The organism is Amycolatopsis sp. cg13 (genome assembly GCF_041346965.1).
GTDB lineage: Bacteria > Actinomycetota > Actinomycetes > Mycobacteriales > Pseudonocardiaceae > Amycolatopsis.
Genome location: NZ_CP166848.1, coordinates 5,539,037 through 5,553,082 on the forward strand (window position 1 = coordinate 5,539,037; position 14,046 = coordinate 5,553,082).

The window sequence follows — 14,046 nt, forward strand, 5'->3', positions numbered from 1 at the left end:
CAACGAGTTCAGATCGAACTTCACCGGCGGATCCCCATCCGCGATCCATTAGTGCTCGGTCCCGGCATCGGCGTATTCGAACAGCTTCGCGCCCAGGTCGACGTGCTTCGTGCCCGGAGACAGCACCTCGACCACCAACTCGGCGTCGGCCGCCGCGATGCGTGCCGGGTTGGCTTCCGCGACCTCAGCCGAGGTCACGACGACATCCGGGACGCGGATCGTCAGCGGGCTCTCACACAGAAGCAGCTCCGCCTCGGCACCGGCGCTCATCTCCGGGCAGAGCTGCTCGTCGAGGAGGAACGCCAACCGCGTCACTGACCGCAGGTGGAACCACATCGGACGCGGCGACGGGGCGAGAACTCCGTCAACGACCTCAGTCCGGACCTCTGGGTTCTCCGGAAAACGTGCCCAATCAACAAGAGCCGGCAAGACGCGAAGGTCAGCGCTGCGCGCGCGGATCAACCAACGAGTTCAGATCGAACTTCACCGGAACCCCCGCGACCTCGAGCTCCACCGCGCCGGAATACTCGCCGAAATTCTCGTAATCGCCGTCGATCAACCGGTACGCGATCATGCTCACCGGCGGGTCCACAACGACGATCCAGTAATCCTCGATACCCGCATCGGCGTACTCGAACAGCTTCGCGCCCTGGTCGACGTCCTTGGTGGCAGGCGAAAGCACCTCGACCACCAGTGAAACGTCGTCAGCCCCGATCCGCGGGATGTTCGCTTCGATGAGGTCCGACGGCGCGACCACCACGTCCGGCACCCGCACCGTCGGCGGGACGGCGGCCAGCACCGTCTCGAATTCTCCGACCGCGACCAACTCCGGAGGCAGCTGCATCGTCAGCAGATACGGCAATCTGCTGATGATCAGCTGGTGGAGCGACAACGGACGCGGCGACACTGACAGGACCCCTTCGACGACCTCGACCCGCACCTCCGGGTGCGCCGGAAGGTCCGCCCAGTCGTCAAGGGTCAGGAGGTGGTGAGGCCATTCAAGGACACTCATGACTTCTCCTTCACCGACAGTGACCGAGAGCAGTGTCCCATGTTACCCGGAGCATCCGCCAGCGCGTGACGCACCGTGTCCGAATCACTTCCCGCTGAAGTCACCCGACGGAGAGCCCCACCCAGACGGGTCGTCCGACAGCGCGCGGCGGCGGGCGTTTTCCTCGCGGACCCGCTTGACCTCCGACTCGATGTATTCCTCGTCGTAGCGCTGGAACACCCGCGCCGGGTTGCCCGCTACCAGCGAGCGTTCCGGGACGTCCTTCGCTACCACCGAGTTCGGCTGCACCGTCGCGAAGTCACCGATCGTGACGCCCGGCATGATCACCACGAGGCCACCAATGAAGCAACCCTTGCCGATTTTCACCGGCTTGCGTTCGATCAGGTCGCTGCCGGAATGGTTTTCCAGCGCCATGTTCGCGAGCCAGCTCGAATGCGTGAACACGAGCGTATTCAGCCCGATGCTGGTGTGTTCGCCGATTTCCAGCCCACCGCTCGCGTCGAGGACCGCGCCCTCGCCGACCCAGCAGTGTTCGCCCATCGCGAGGTTGTCCGGGCTGACGATCTTGGCCCGTTCCCGCACGCGGCACGATTCCGGCAGACCGAAGAACTTGGCCCGCTCGGCGTCGTTCATGTACTGCGTGACGAGGTCGTTCAGGATCATCGGGCGCAGCCGGTTGCTGCGCTCGTCGTCGAAGAACATCAGTTGTCCGCCACCAGTTTCGTGAGCACCCGCAGGTGTTCCTCGGCCACTACGTCCAGCCCGAAGTTGTCCCGGACCATCGACGCTTCCCGTTCGGCGATCCGCGCGCGTTCCTTCGGGTCGTCCAAAAGGGACAGCACGGTGGTCGCGACCGCCTCGGAATCGTTGGGCCGCACCAGCAGGATGTTCTCGCCGTTGTGCAGTTCGATGCCGGGGTAGTTGTCCTCGGTGACCGACGCGATGGTCGCGGTCCCGGACAGCATCGCCTCGAGCGACGCGGTGCCGCAGCCGCCGTTGAGGTCGTGCGTGACGATGTCCGCGGCCGCGAAGTACGCGGGCACGTCCGCCTTCGGCACCGCGCCGGTGACGATCAGTGCGTCGGAAACGCCCAGTTCCTTGGCGCGCTGCTGGAAAGCGTCGTGGTAGACCCGCCCGACGACCACCACGCGCAGCCCGGGGTGGCGCTCCAGGATCGCGGGCAGCGCCTCGATCAGCGGCAGCCGGTCGCGCAGCGGGATCACGTGCCCGAGCGACACGATCAGCGGCGCGTCCCCGATTTCCAGTTCCGCGCGCACGTCCTTGGTCACCGGCTTCGCGAAATGCCCGGTGTCCACCGCGATCGGGAAGTACTCGGAGTTGTCGTCGCTCGTGCCGTAGCGCTGGACGCAGTAGTCCACACCCTGCTTGTCGAGAATGATGTAGCGCGGGCGCAGGTACTTCAGCACCGGGTTGACCAGCATCGCGTCGAGCGCGCGGAAAACCCGGCCGTACATCTTGTTCTCGCTGATCAGCAGCGTGTGGATGGTCAGCAGAACGGGCAGCTTGTGCCGGCGCGCGTAAATGCCGACCATCCAGGACAGGTCGAAGAACTGTCCGTGCAGGTGCACCGCGTCCGGTTTGAACTCGTTCAGCAGCTTCCACAGCCGCCGCCAGTTGCCCGGCCGCATCGACGCGAACGTCATGTCGAAGTCGATCGACAGGCCGAGCTGCGGCATTTTCACCGCGGGCAGGCGCACGACGCGGTATCCGTCGCGCTCCTCTTCCGCCGGCGCGTCACCGTAGGCAGCGGTGATCGCCAGCACTTCGTTCCCGGCGGCCGCGTACTCCGCGGCCAGCGAAGCCGACATGTGCGCGCTTCCGCCCACTCGCGGCGGGAAGAAGTTGTTCACCACCACGATCCGCATGGGCTTTCCTTCTGCCGGGCCCGCAGTGCTCATTACGCATTCCCCTCGGAAGACGCGCCGACGGAGAGGCTCACTCGGAGTCCCGCACCAAGGCGCGCATGCCCTCTTCGACGGTGATGGTCGGCTCCCAGCCGAGGACCTCGCGGGCGCGGGTGATGTCCGCGGCGCGGCGGGAGACGAGGACGTCGCGCTTGTTGAACACCGGCTCGACGTCGACGCCGACGGCCTCGATCAGGATCTTCGCCAGCGTGGCGATCGAGGTGTCGATGCCGGTGCCGATGTTGATCGGCAGGTTCGACTGCTCCGACTCCAGCGCCGCGACGACACCCTTGGCGAGGTCGGTGACGTGCACGAAGTCCATCGACTGGTCGCCCGCGCCGTCGATGATCGGCGGCTGGCCGGCGCGCAGGCGCTGGATGAAGTGGTTGATGACCGAGGTGTAGTACGCCTCGATCTTCTGGCCCGGGCCGTACACGTTGAAGAAGCGCAGCGCGTTCCAGGACAGGCCCTTGGTGCGCTCGTAGAAGCCCAGCAGGTCCTCGCCGGCGCGCTTCGAGATGCAGTACGGGGTGAGCGGGTTCAGCTTGTCGTCCTCGTGCATCGGCAGCCGCTCCGGCTCGCCGTACACCGAGGCGCTGGAGGCGAACACCAGGCGCTCGACGCCCTCGTCGGCCGCGGCCGCGAAGACGTTGTTGTTGCCGACCATGTTGATGTCGATCGACTCGCCCGGGTCCGCGACCGACTTGTTGATCGACACGGTGGCGAAGTGGATCGCGTGCGTGCAGCCGCGGATGGCCTCGCGGACGCCGACGCCGTAGCGCACGTCCTTCTCGACCAGTTCGACCTTGCCGGTGGCGACGAACTCGTTGACGCGGTCACGGTCGCCGCGGGTCATGTTGTCGAAGATGCGGACCGTGTAGTCCTTCTCCAGCAGCAGCGGGATCACGTGCGAGGCGATGAAACCGCCGGCGCCGGTGAAGAAAACTTTCTTGTCGGACATGGGTTCTCCTCAGGAAGGTCGGCGGGATCAGGAAAGGGCGGACACGGCTTCGCGCACGGTGGCGACCACGCGCTCGACTTCGCTGTCGGTGAGTTCCGCGTGCATCGGGATCGCCAGCTGGCGGCGGAAAGCGTCGGCGGAGACGGGCAGCGGCTGCTGCTCGCCGTACACCGGCTGCAAGTGGGAGGCGTAGGTGCCGAAGTTGCACTGCACGCCCTGCTCGCGGATCCGCAGAGCCAGCGCGTCGCGGCTGATCTCCGGGGCCACCGTCATCAAGTATGCCTGCCACGGGTGCTCGCGGTCGGGCGCCTCGACCGGCACGGTCAGCGCGTCGACGTCCTCGAAGGCCTCGTGGTAGCGCTTGGCGACCGAGCGGCGGGCGGAGAGCAGGTCGGGCAGCCGGTCGAGCTGCACGCCCATGATCGCGGCCTGGATGTCCGAGAGCCGGAAGTTCCAGCCGAGCTCGTGGAACGTCGGGATCGGCAGTTCCTGCGAGCCCTCGCGGGTGAACGCGGGCTCGATGCCGTAGGTGTGGATCTTGCGCGCGTGCGCGATCAGGTCCTCGCGGTTCGAGACCAGCGCGCCGCCCTCGCCCGCGGTGATGCCCTTGCGGCCGTGGAAGGAGAACGCGGCCAGGTCGGCGAGGCTGCCGGCCGGGCGGTTGCGGTAGGTCGCGCCCGCGGAGCAGGCGGCGTCCTCGAACAGCCACAGGCCGTGCTTGTCGGCGATGGCGCGGTACTCGTCGAAGTCGCCGGGCTGGCCCGCGACGTCGACGGCCAGGATGCCGACCGTGCGCGGCGTGATGAGCGCTTCGATCGCGGCCGGGTCGGCGCTGAAGATGTCCGGGCGGATGTCGGCGAAGACCGGCTTCGCGCCGGCCTGCAGCACGGAGTGGCCGGTCGCCGGGAAGGTGTAGTCCCCGACGATCACCTCGTCGCCGGGCTGGACGCCGAGCACCTTCAGGCCCAGGAACAGGGCGGAGCCGCAGTTGCTGGTGGTCAGAGCGTGCGCGGTGCCGGTCAGCTGCGCGAACCGCTCCTCGAAGCGACGGCACGCCGGGCCCGCGCCGGCCAGCCAGCCGGAACGGAACACTTCGGCGACGGCTGCGAGCTCTTCGTCGCCGACGGTCGGCTTCCCGAGCAGGACGGGTTCGCCCACTGTAGATCTCCTGTGCATCGGGGTGTCCCGCATTGCGCGGGGTCGCGCCGAAGTGTATAGAAGTCGCGCTCGACGCCTGTTTCGGGGACAGAACCCACGGGTAAACACCCGATCGGGGCATAGGCTCACGGGATGCGGATCGGGGTACTGGGGGCCGTCGTCGCGTGGGACGGCGCGGGCGGGACGGTCGCTGTCGGCGGCCCGCGAGGCCGAGCGCTGCTCGCCTTGCTCGCGGCGGACGCCGGGCGGTTCGTGTCCGCCGAGCGGCTCATCGACGGGCTCTACGGCGAGGACCCGCCCGACGGCGCGGCCAACGCGCTCCAATCGCAGGTCTCGCGGCTGCGCAGCGCGCTGAAACTGCCGATCGAACTCACCTCGGCGGGGTACCGCCTCCGGATCGAACCGGACGAAGTGGACGCGCACCGGTTCGAACGACTGGCCAGCGAGGGCCGTCGCGAACTGGCCGCGGGCGACCCGACGCGGGCCAGCGATCTGCTCGGCGAAGCGCTGGCGCTGTGGCGCGGACCGGCGTTCGCGGACGTCCCTGCGGCAGAGGTGCAAACCACCCGGCTGAGCGAGCTGCGCGCCGAGGCGGCGGCCGACCGGGTCGACGCGGAAATCTCGCTCGGCCGCGCCTCCGATGTCATCGATGAGCTGCGCACGACCGTCGCCGAGAACCCCCTGCGCGAACGGTCGCAGGCGCAGCTGGTGCGCGCGTTGCACGCGACCGGCCGGACCGCCGAGGCGCTGGCCGCGTTCGAGGACGCCCGCCGCACGCTCGCCGACGAGCTGGGCGCGGACCCTGGTCCAGACCTCACCGAGGCGCATCTGGCCGCCCTGCGCGGCGAGTCCGCGAACGCCGCGACGCCGTTGCCCGCACAGCTCACGAGCTTCGTCGGCCGGGACAACGAGCTGAAGCAGGTCGCCGATCTCCTGCGACAGGCCCGGCTCGTCACGCTGCTCGGTCCGGGTGGGACCGGAAAGACCCGGCTGGCCATCGAAGCCGCGGCGGACGCGGGTCCGTGCGTCTTCGTGGAGCTGGCTCCGCACGTCGCCGACGACGTCCCGCAAGCCGTCCTCACCGCACTCGGTCTACGCGAGGGCGCTCGCGGTCGGCAGGATCCCGTCGAACGGCTTGTGTCGGCATTGCGCGACCAGGCGACGTTGCTGGTGCTGGACAACTGCGAACACGTCATCACCGCCGCCGCACGGTTGGTCGCGCAGTTGCTGCCTGCTTGCCCCGGGCTGCGCGTCCTCGCGACGAGCCGGGAACCGCTTGGCATCACCGGCGAACAACTCGCACCTATCCCCCGTCTAGCCGTCCCGCCGCCCGGCGCATCCACTGTGGAGACCTATCCCGCGGTACGGCTGTTCCTCGACCGCGCGCGAGCGAGCGACCCCGGATTCCGGCTGACCGACGAAACCGCGGCCGACGTCGTGCGGATCTGCACCGCACTCGACGGCCTCCCGCTCGCCCTGGAACTGGCCGCCGCCCGCGTGCGCACGCTGCCCGTCGCCGACATCGCCGCCCGGCTCGACGACCGCTTCCAGCTCCTTGCCCGAGGCAGCCGCACCGCCGACGAACGGCACCGGTCGCTCCGCGGTGTCGTGGAATGGAGCTGGGACCTCCTTGATGACGACGAACGCCGCCTAGCCCGCCGCCTGACCGTCTTCACCGGCGGCGCGACGCTCGCGTACGCCGAGCAGGTGTGCGACGTTCCGGTCGACCTCCTCACCGAACTCGCCGACAAGTCGCTCGTCGAACCTTCCAGCGGGCGCTACCGAATGCTGGAGACGATCCGCGCGTTCTGCGCGGAAAAGCTCGACGCCGCAGGCGAGACCGAACGCTTCCGGCACGCGCACGCACAAGCGTTCCTGCGCCTCGCCGAGGAAGCCGACCCGAAGCTGCGTACCGCGGAACAGCTCGACTGGCTGCGCAAAATCGACGCCGAGTACGACAACATCGTGGCCGCGCTCCGATGGTCGGCCGCAGCGGATCCGTCGACTGCTTTGCGGATCGCCACCGCGCTGTCGATGTATTGGTGGCTGCGCGGACGACGTTACGAAGGCGCGGCGCTGTCGATGGAAATCGTGCGCCACTGCCAAGCGCAACCGCCGGAAGGGCACCGCGAGCAATTCCTCATGTGCCTCCTGACCGCGATGGCCGGTGCTCCCGAAGCCGCCGAGACGGCGAACTATCGGTCCTATGTGGAGCAATACCTGGTGGACAGTTCCTGGACGCCGGAGCATCCGATGATGCTCATGCTGTCCGGCGTCGTGCTCGGGCCGCCGGAGGACGACGACGCGCGGCTTCGGCTGTCCGGGCTCGAAAACCACCCCGACCCGTGGCTCACCGCACTCGTGCCGATGGGCGACGGGCTGCGCTCGATGCTCGCCGGGGAACTCGACGAAGCCGAGCGCGGCCTACGCGAAGGCGAAGCGCGTTACCGAGCACTCGGCGAACGCTGGGGGCTGTCGATGGCGCTCGACCACCTGTCACAGCTGCTGGTTCTCCTCGGAAGACACGAAGAAGCACTCGCCGCGATGACCGAGTCCCTGTCCCTCATGCAGACGCTCGGCGCGACCGACGACTACGCGGACCTGCTGTGCCGCCGCGGCGACAGCCGAGCGCTGCGCGGCGATCTCGACGGCGCGAAGGCCGACTATGAACGAACCGTCGAGCTGGCCCACCGCACCGGCATGCCCGAGACGCGAGGCAGCGGTCACGTCGGCTTGTCCGGCCTCGCCCGCCGCTCCGGCGATCTGGCCGGCGCGCGGGCGCTCGCCGAGCAAGCGCTTGCCGAATGCACGGCGGACTCGTTCTCGGCCGCCATCGTGCGAGCAGCCGCGTCGATCGCGCTCGGCTGGATCGACGTGGCCGAGCACCGCCCGGAGGACGCCCGCTGCCGGATGCGGCTGGGGGTCGAGACCGCGCATCGCTGGCATGACCACGGGTCACTGGCCACCGCGTTCGAGGGCGTCGCCGGGGTCTTCGCCGAGGAGGGCCGGTTCGCCGACGCCGCCGCGTTGCTCGGCGCGGCAGCCGCGGTGCGCGGGGCCGCCGTGCCCGGCCAGCACGATGTCGCGCAGGTCACCGCAACCGCGCAGAAGGCTCTCGGACCTGAGGGGTTCACCGCCGCTTACACCGCCGGTAAGCAGCTCGAACCGCAGCAACGGCTCGGGTTGGCCGGATTGTCCCCGGTTCAGTGAACGGGTACCACGCCGTCGGGGGGTACGCAGCGCCGCACCGGAGCGCGTAGCCTTCCCTGCCGTGCGGAACGTAGTTGTGATCGGTGGGGGAATCGTCGGGCTGTCGGTCGCGTGGGAGCTGTCCCAGCGCGGTCAGGACGTGACGGTGCTCGAAAAGGAAGCTAGCTGGGCTGCGCACCAGACCGGGCACAACTCCAATGTCGTGCACGCCGGGCTGTACTACAAGCCGGGCTCGTTCAAAGCGCGGATGTCGGTCGGCGGCAACCGGTCCATTGTGGATTTCGCCCGGCAGTACGGGGTGCCGGTCGAGGTGTGCGGCAAGCTCGTCGTGGCCACGCGGGAGGAGGAGATCCCCGCGCTGGACACGCTCGCCGCGCGCGCCGAGGCCAACGGCGTGCCCGCCAAGCGGATCACCCCCGCGGAGGCCCGCGAGTACGAGCCGGAGGTGTCCTGCGTCGCCGCGCTGCGCGTCGAGTCGACCGGGATCATCGACTTCCCGGCGGTGTGCGCGGCGCTCGTGCGGCTGCTCGACGAGGCGGACGCGGACCTGCGGCTGAACACGCCCGCGCTGGGCATCCGCCCGGCTCGCGGCGGCGGCGTCGAGGTGGCCACCGGTTCCGAGGTGCTGCACGCGGACGCGCTGGTCAACTGCGCCGGCCTGCACGCGGACCGCGTCGCCGAACTGGCCGGTCTCAAGCCGAGCGCGCGCATCGTGCCGTTCCGCGGCGAGTACTACGAGCTGAAGCCGGAGCGCCGCCACCTCGTGCGCGGCCTGATCTACCCAGTGCCGGACCCGACGCTGCCGTTCCTCGGCGTGCACTTGACCCGCATGCTCGACGGCAGCGTCCACGCGGGCCCGAACGCCGTGCTCGCGCTGCGCCGCGAGGGCTACCGCTGGGCGGACGTGTCGGTGAAGGACCTCGCCGACGTCGCCCGCTTCCCCGGTGCCTGGAAGCTCGCGCGCAAGTACGCGTATCCGACGGGGCTTGAAGAGGTGCTGCGGTCGTTCTCGAAGAAGCGCTTCGCCGCCAGCCTCGCGCAGCTCGTGCCCGCGGTCACCGAGGACGACATCGTGCGCCACGGCTCCGGTGTGCGGGCGCAGGCGCTGCGACCGGACGGTTCACTGGTGGACGACTTCCTCATCGAGTCCACAAAGGACCAGGTGCACGTGCTCAACGCGCCAAGCCCGGCGGCGACCAGCGCGCTGGAGATCGCCAAGTACATCGCCGACCAGGTGACCGACTGAACCGTCCGATGTAGACGGTTCAGCCCGGCAGATTCCCTGACACCATCGGGATTCCGGCCTTGATGACGTCGCACGCCTTGGTCTTGTCCGCCAGCTGCCCGCTGACGATCTGGATCGAAGCGGTGTCCGAAACCGCGAGCCCGGCCGCGCAGATCACGCCGCCGGAATCGTTGAAGTTCGGGAACAGCGACCATTTCCGGCCGTTCGCGTCGATCTGCTCGGTCGGCGCGACGTCCATGCCGGGCCAGCGTTTCATCGGCACGTCCGGACCGACCCAGACCTCGAACGGCTTCTGCCCGCCGTCGCCGTCGGTGTCCTTCCACAGGCAGTAGGTCACGTTCGGCGAGATGACCTTGGAGCTGTCCAGTTCGCCGTTCGGCACCATCTTCAGCTGCTGCGCCTGCTCCGGCTTCAACAGCTGGCACGGATTGACCGACGCGAGCGGCCCGGTCGGCGCGGTGCCCTCCGGCGGGGTGCTCGGCGCGATCGGCGGCGCGGGCTGCCCGCCCGGCAGATGCGCGGCCGCCTGCGGGATCACCTGCTTCGCGCGCTCGCACGCCTGCGCTTCGTCCGAAAAGGACACGCTGACGAAGGCGAACGACTTCGGCCCGAGCGTCGTGTACAGGTCGCAGCTGCCGCCCATGAACCCGGCGTAGCGCGTCCACGGAAAGCCGCCGAGCTGCACCGGATCGGCCTTCTTGATCGCGCCCTGAAGGTAGTCGTCGAGGCTCAGGTCCACCGACCAGCCGACGGACATGACGATCGTGTGCTCGGTGTCCGTCGCGGTCCACAGGCACATCGCGGGCGCGCGCTGCGCCTTGCTGGCCTTCACCGACCGACCCTGCGGCTTGTAACCGAGCACGGCGAGCTGCTTCGCGTCGAGCAGCGCGCACGGGTCGACGACCGGCGTGACCGGCCCCTGCCCGGGCACCGGCGAAGCCACGCCGCTCACCTGCTGCGTGCACCCGGCGAGCAGCATCGCGACCGCCGCCAGGGCGAGCGCCGCTCCCTTGAACCTCATCAGCTGCCTCCTCCGCTCCGCACCCTACTGACCAGTGCGGTTCGGTACCTGCGGAACGGGAAGGATCAACCCGGCAGTTACGGCTTCGGCACCGCGCGCCGCACGACGAACGCGGACACCCCGGACGCCGCCACAGCCACCGCCGCGGCGGCGATCGCGACGGCCATCGTGGTTCCGCTCACCTGCGGCCGGAGAGGATGCGAGTTCGGCACCAGCAGCACGACGCCGGAGCCGATCGCCGCGAGCAGCAGCCCGAACAGCCAGATCCGCAGCGCGCCTTGGCGAAGCGTCTCGAGGAACTTCGCGTCCGCGGACCGGAACATCGGCCGCCGGTCCCTCCCCCGGATCAGCATGACCCCGTTGACGACGAGGCAGAACGCCGCGCCGCCGATCAAGATCAGCCCGAACCGGAACGACGCGTGCGTCCCCTTCTCCGCGGTGAAGAGCAGCCAGCCCGCGGTCGCGAGCACCGCGAAAGCCAGTGCGTAGTCCACTGTGGCCAGTGGACCCGCCTTGCGCAGAGCAGGGACCAGGACTCTGTGGGATTCCATTTGAGGTTGTCTCGTCTTCGCGAAGATCAGCGCTTGACCGGCTCCAGCACCTCGAGTCCGCCGAGGAACGGACGCAGCGCCACCGGCACCCGGACCGAACCGTCGGGCTGCTGGTGGTTCTCCACGATCGCGACGATCCAGCGCGTGGTCGCCAGCGTGCCGTTCAGCGTGGCGGCCGTCTGCGGTTTGCCGTTGTCGTCGCGGTAGCGGACCGACAACCGACGGGCCTGGAACGTGGTGCAGTTGGACGTCGACGTCAGCTCGCGGTAGGTCTCCTGCGTCGGGACCCACGCCTCGCAGTCGTACTTGCGGTAGGCGGACGTGCCGAGGTCACCGGTCGCGGTGTCGATGACCCGGTACGGGACCTCGATCGCGGCCAGCATGTCCTCTTCCCAGCCCAGCAGCCGCTCGTGCTCGGCCTCGGCGTCCTCCGGCTTGGCGAAGACGAACATCTCGACCTTGTCGAACTGGTGCACGCGGATGATGCCGCGGGTGTCCTTGCCGTACGACCCGGCCTCGCGGCGGTAGCACGACGACCAGCCGGCGTAGCGGCGCGGACCGGCGGCGAGGTCGAGGATCTCGTCCGAGTGGTAGCCCGCGAGCGGGACCTCCGAAGTGCCGACGAGGTACAGGTCGTCGTCGCGCAGCCGATACACCTCCGACGAGTGCGCGCCGAGGAAACCGGTGCCGGCCATGATCTCCGGGCGGACCAGCGACGGCGTGATCATCGGCGTGAAGCCGTTCGCCATCGCGCGCGCCACGGCCATGTTCAGCAGTGCCAGCTGCAGCTGCGCGCCGACGCCGGACAGGAAGTAGAACCGCGAGCCCGACACCTTCGCGCCGCGCTCCATGTCGAGCGCGCCGAGGCCTTCCATCAGCTCGAGGTGATCGCGCGGGGCGAAGTCGAACGACGGCACCTCGCCGACGGTCTTCAGCACCGCGAAGTCGTCCTCGCCGCCGATCGGCGCGTCCGGGTGCACCAGGTTCGGCAGGATGCGGAAGAGCTGGTCGAACTCCTCCGAAGCCTCGTTCTGCTCGACCTCGGCGGCCTTGACCTGCGCCGACAGGTCCTTGGCGCGGGCGAGCAGGGCGGGCTTGTCGTCGGCGGAGGCCTTCGGCACCTGCTTGGACACGGACTTCTGCTCGGCCCGCAGCTTGTCGGCGGTGGCGATCGCAGAGCGGCGACGCGTGTCGAGGTCGAGCAGCTTGTCGACCACTCCCTCGTCCTCGCCACGGGCACGCTGCGACGCGCGCACGGCTTCCGGGTCTTCGCGCAGAGTCCTGGGGTCAATCACGCACAGAAGGGTAGTCGCAGGCCAGCCACGACTTCGACGCGGTTTCCCGTACACACTGTGCGGCCGCCTTCCGACCGGGCGACAGTCTGATCGTTGTCGCCCGTTTCCCGCGCTCCCCATACTCGCTAGAACCCGGAGCGGAGGGAACTCACATGACCGACGACCTGCTCTCGCGCCACCGCGCGGTGCTCCCGTCCTGGATGTCCCTGCTATACGACGAGCCGATCGAAATCGTGCACGCGCAGGATCGCCGTCTCACCGATTCCACCGGCCGCACCTACCTCGACTTCTTCGCCGGCGTGCTCACCAACGCCATGGGCTACGACATCTCCGCGATCAGCGACGCGGTCCGCAAGCAGCTGGACACCGGCGTCCTGCACACCTCGACGCTCTACCTGATCCGCTCGCAGGTGGAGCTGGCCGAGCGGATCGCGGAACGTTCCGGCATCCCGGACGCCAAGGTGTTCTTCACCAACTCCGGCAGCGAGGCCAACGACACCGCGCTGATGCTCGCCACCCAGTACCGCCGCAGCAACCAGGTCCTGGCGATGCGGAACTCCTACCACGGCCGCTCGTTCGGCACGGTCGCGATCACCGGCAACCGCGGCTGGTCCGCGTCGTCCCTGAGCCCGATCAAGGTGAACTACGTCCACGGCGGCTACCGCTACCGCAGCCCCTTCCGCGACCTCCCCGACGCGGCCTACATCGACGCCTGCGTCGCCGACCTGGTGGAACTCCTGGAAACCGCCACCGCGGGCGACGTGGCCTGCCTGATCGCCGAGCCCATCCAAGGCGTAGGCGGCTTCAGCTCCCCGCCGGACGGGCTGTTCAAGGCGATGAAAGAAGTCCTGGACGAACACGGCATCCTGTTCGTCTCCGACGAGGTCCAGACCGGCTGGGGCCGCACCGGCGACCATTACTGGGGCATCCAGGCTCACGACGTGGTGCCGGACATGATGACCTTCGCCAAGGGCTTGGGGAACGGCCTGGCTGTCGGCGGGGTGGTCGCCCGGGGCGACGTCATGGACTGTTTCCGCGCGGAGTCTTTCTCCACCTTCGGCGGCAATCCGGTGTCCATGCAGGGCGCGCTGGCCGTCCTGGACTACATCGACGACCACGACCTGCAGGCCAACTGCAAGGCCCGGGGCGACCAGCTGATGCGAGGACTGCGCGCGGCGAACAGCCCGTTCGTCGGAGAGGTGCGCGGCAAGGGCTTGATGATCGGCGTGGAACTCGTCGAACCCGGCACCACGACGCCGAATACTGTTGCCGCGAAACAAATGCTGGAAGAAACGAAAGAGCGCGGGCTGCTCATCGGAAAGGGCGGGCTGCACAAGAATGTATTGCGCATCGGACCGCCGATGACGCTCACCGAAGCCGAGGCCGCCGAGGGTCTGCAGATTCTGCTCGACTCCCTGGCCGCCCTGTCCTGAACCCGCTTGCGTCCCAATGCCACATTGGGTGCGTCACATGCACCCAAAGTGGCATTCGGTGCGCCACACGCACCCAACGCCACATTGGGGTTTCTCAGTAGTGCGGTGCGCGGCGGCGCTGGGCCAGGCATGTGGGTGCACCGGCTGGCGAGGCGGGTTGCGTGGCTCTGTTCCCGCGAAAGGTTCGTGAGGGGAACCCTGAGGGAATCAGATTCCCTCAGGGTTCCCCTCACG

General features: G+C 68.8%; 12 protein-coding genes. 3 read left to right on the forward strand and 9 right to left on the reverse strand.

Annotated elements, in window-relative coordinates; all coding sequences use genetic code 11:
• Window positions 1-48: 48 nt before the first annotated feature.
• The 6 genes from AB5I40_RS25695 to AB5I40_RS25720 all read right to left on the reverse strand — a co-directional run bounded on the left by AB5I40_RS25695 (window position 49) and on the right by AB5I40_RS25720 (window position 5,074).
• Window positions 49-462: a Uma2 family endonuclease gene (locus AB5I40_RS25695; RefSeq protein WP_370932593.1), complete on the reverse strand. Its 414-nt coding sequence runs from the start codon at window positions 460-462 to the stop codon at window positions 49-51.
• Window positions 440-1,012: a Uma2 family endonuclease gene (locus tag AB5I40_RS25700; RefSeq protein ID WP_370932594.1), complete on the reverse strand. Its 573-nt coding sequence runs from the start codon at window positions 1,010-1,012 to the stop codon at window positions 440-442. Before AB5I40_RS25700 ends, AB5I40_RS25695 begins: the two co-directional genes overlap by 23 nt.
• 84 nt (window positions 1,013-1,096) lie before the next feature.
• Complete coding sequence (locus tag AB5I40_RS25705; protein WP_370932595.1) at window positions 1,097-1,714, reverse strand: DapH/DapD/GlmU-related protein; 618 nt, start codon at window positions 1,712-1,714, stop codon at window positions 1,097-1,099.
• Window positions 1,714-2,898: a glycosyltransferase family 4 protein gene (locus AB5I40_RS25710; RefSeq protein WP_370932596.1), complete on the reverse strand. Its 1,185-nt coding sequence runs from the start codon at window positions 2,896-2,898 to the stop codon at window positions 1,714-1,716. Before AB5I40_RS25710 ends, AB5I40_RS25705 begins: the two co-directional genes overlap by 1 nt.
• Window positions 2,899-2,968: 70 nt before the next feature.
• Complete coding sequence (locus tag AB5I40_RS25715) at window positions 2,969-3,898, reverse strand: NAD-dependent epimerase/dehydratase family protein (RefSeq protein ID WP_344281820.1); 930 nt, start codon at window positions 3,896-3,898, stop codon at window positions 2,969-2,971.
• A 27-nt stretch (window positions 3,899-3,925) separates the two neighbouring features.
• The gene (locus AB5I40_RS25720; protein WP_370932597.1) at window positions 3,926-5,074 is read right to left on the reverse strand and encodes a DegT/DnrJ/EryC1/StrS family aminotransferase; all 1,149 of its coding nucleotides are present in this window, start codon (window positions 5,072-5,074) and stop codon (window positions 3,926-3,928) included.
• A gap of 114 nt (window positions 5,075-5,188) precedes the next feature.
• Here AB5I40_RS25720 and AB5I40_RS25725 point away from each other — a divergent pair, with 114 nt between their 5' ends.
• Both AB5I40_RS25725 and lhgO read left to right on the forward strand, forming a co-directional pair.
• Window positions 5,189-8,266, forward strand: coding sequence for a BTAD domain-containing putative transcriptional regulator (locus AB5I40_RS25725; RefSeq protein WP_370932598.1), 3,078 nt, complete (start codon window positions 5,189-5,191; stop codon window positions 8,264-8,266).
• A gap of 61 nt (window positions 8,267-8,327) precedes the next feature.
• On the forward strand, window positions 8,328-9,512 hold the full coding sequence (gene lhgO / locus AB5I40_RS25730; protein WP_370932599.1) for an L-2-hydroxyglutarate oxidase: 1,185 nt from the start codon (window positions 8,328-8,330) through the stop codon (window positions 9,510-9,512).
• 19 nt (window positions 9,513-9,531) lie between these two features.
• On the opposite strand, the gene AB5I40_RS25735 is transcribed toward lhgO, so the two are convergent.
• The 3 genes from AB5I40_RS25735 to serS form a co-directional block, all read right to left on the reverse strand.
• Complete coding sequence (locus tag AB5I40_RS25735) at window positions 9,532-10,533, reverse strand: DUF3558 family protein (protein WP_370932600.1); 1,002 nt, start codon at window positions 10,531-10,533, stop codon at window positions 9,532-9,534.
• Window positions 10,534-10,610: 77 nt separating this feature from the next.
• Complete coding sequence (locus AB5I40_RS25740; RefSeq protein WP_370932601.1) at window positions 10,611-11,084, reverse strand: hypothetical protein; 474 nt, start codon at window positions 11,082-11,084, stop codon at window positions 10,611-10,613.
• Window positions 11,085-11,110: 26 nt separating this feature from the next.
• Entirely contained in the window at window positions 11,111-12,379 is a 1,269-nt protein-coding gene (gene serS, locus AB5I40_RS25745; protein WP_370932602.1) for a serine--tRNA ligase, read from the reverse strand.
• A 152-nt stretch (window positions 12,380-12,531) separates the two neighbouring features.
• Between serS and AB5I40_RS25750 the strand changes: the two genes are divergently transcribed.
• Window positions 12,532-13,812 carry an aspartate aminotransferase family protein gene (locus AB5I40_RS25750; RefSeq protein ID WP_370932603.1) on the forward strand — a complete coding sequence of 427 codons (1,281 nt, stop codon included), beginning with the start codon at window positions 12,532-12,534 and terminating at the stop codon, window positions 13,810-13,812.
• Window positions 13,813-14,046 lie beyond the last annotated feature (234 nt).

Excerpts from the sequence above, each read along its gene's own strand:
- AB5I40_RS25700 (WP_370932594.1), bottom strand. The coding sequence starts at position 1,012 with ATGAGTGTCCTTGAATGGCCTCACCACCTCCTGACCCTTGACGACTGG.
- AB5I40_RS25705 (WP_370932595.1), bottom strand. The coding sequence starts at position 1,714 with ATGTTCTTCGACGACGAGCGCAGCAACCGGCTGCGCCCGATGATCCTG.
- AB5I40_RS25710 (WP_370932596.1), bottom strand. The coding sequence starts at position 2,898 with ATGCGGATCGTGGTGGTGAACAACTTCTTCCCGCCGCGAGTGGGCGGA.
- AB5I40_RS25715 (WP_344281820.1), bottom strand. The coding sequence starts at position 3,898 with ATGTCCGACAAGAAAGTTTTCTTCACCGGCGCCGGCGGTTTCATCGCC.
- AB5I40_RS25720 (WP_370932597.1), bottom strand. The coding sequence starts at position 5,074 with ATGCACAGGAGATCTACAGTGGGCGAACCCGTCCTGCTCGGGAAGCCG.
- AB5I40_RS25725 (WP_370932598.1), top strand. The coding sequence starts at position 5,189 with ATGCGGATCGGGGTACTGGGGGCCGTCGTCGCGTGGGACGGCGCGGGC.
- AB5I40_RS25735 (WP_370932600.1), bottom strand. The coding sequence starts at position 10,533 with ATGAGGTTCAAGGGAGCGGCGCTCGCCCTGGCGGCGGTCGCGATGCTG.
- AB5I40_RS25740 (WP_370932601.1), bottom strand. The coding sequence starts at position 11,084 with ATGGAATCCCACAGAGTCCTGGTCCCTGCTCTGCGCAAGGCGGGTCCA.
- AB5I40_RS25750 (WP_370932603.1), top strand. The coding sequence starts at position 12,532 with ATGACCGACGACCTGCTCTCGCGCCACCGCGCGGTGCTCCCGTCCTGG.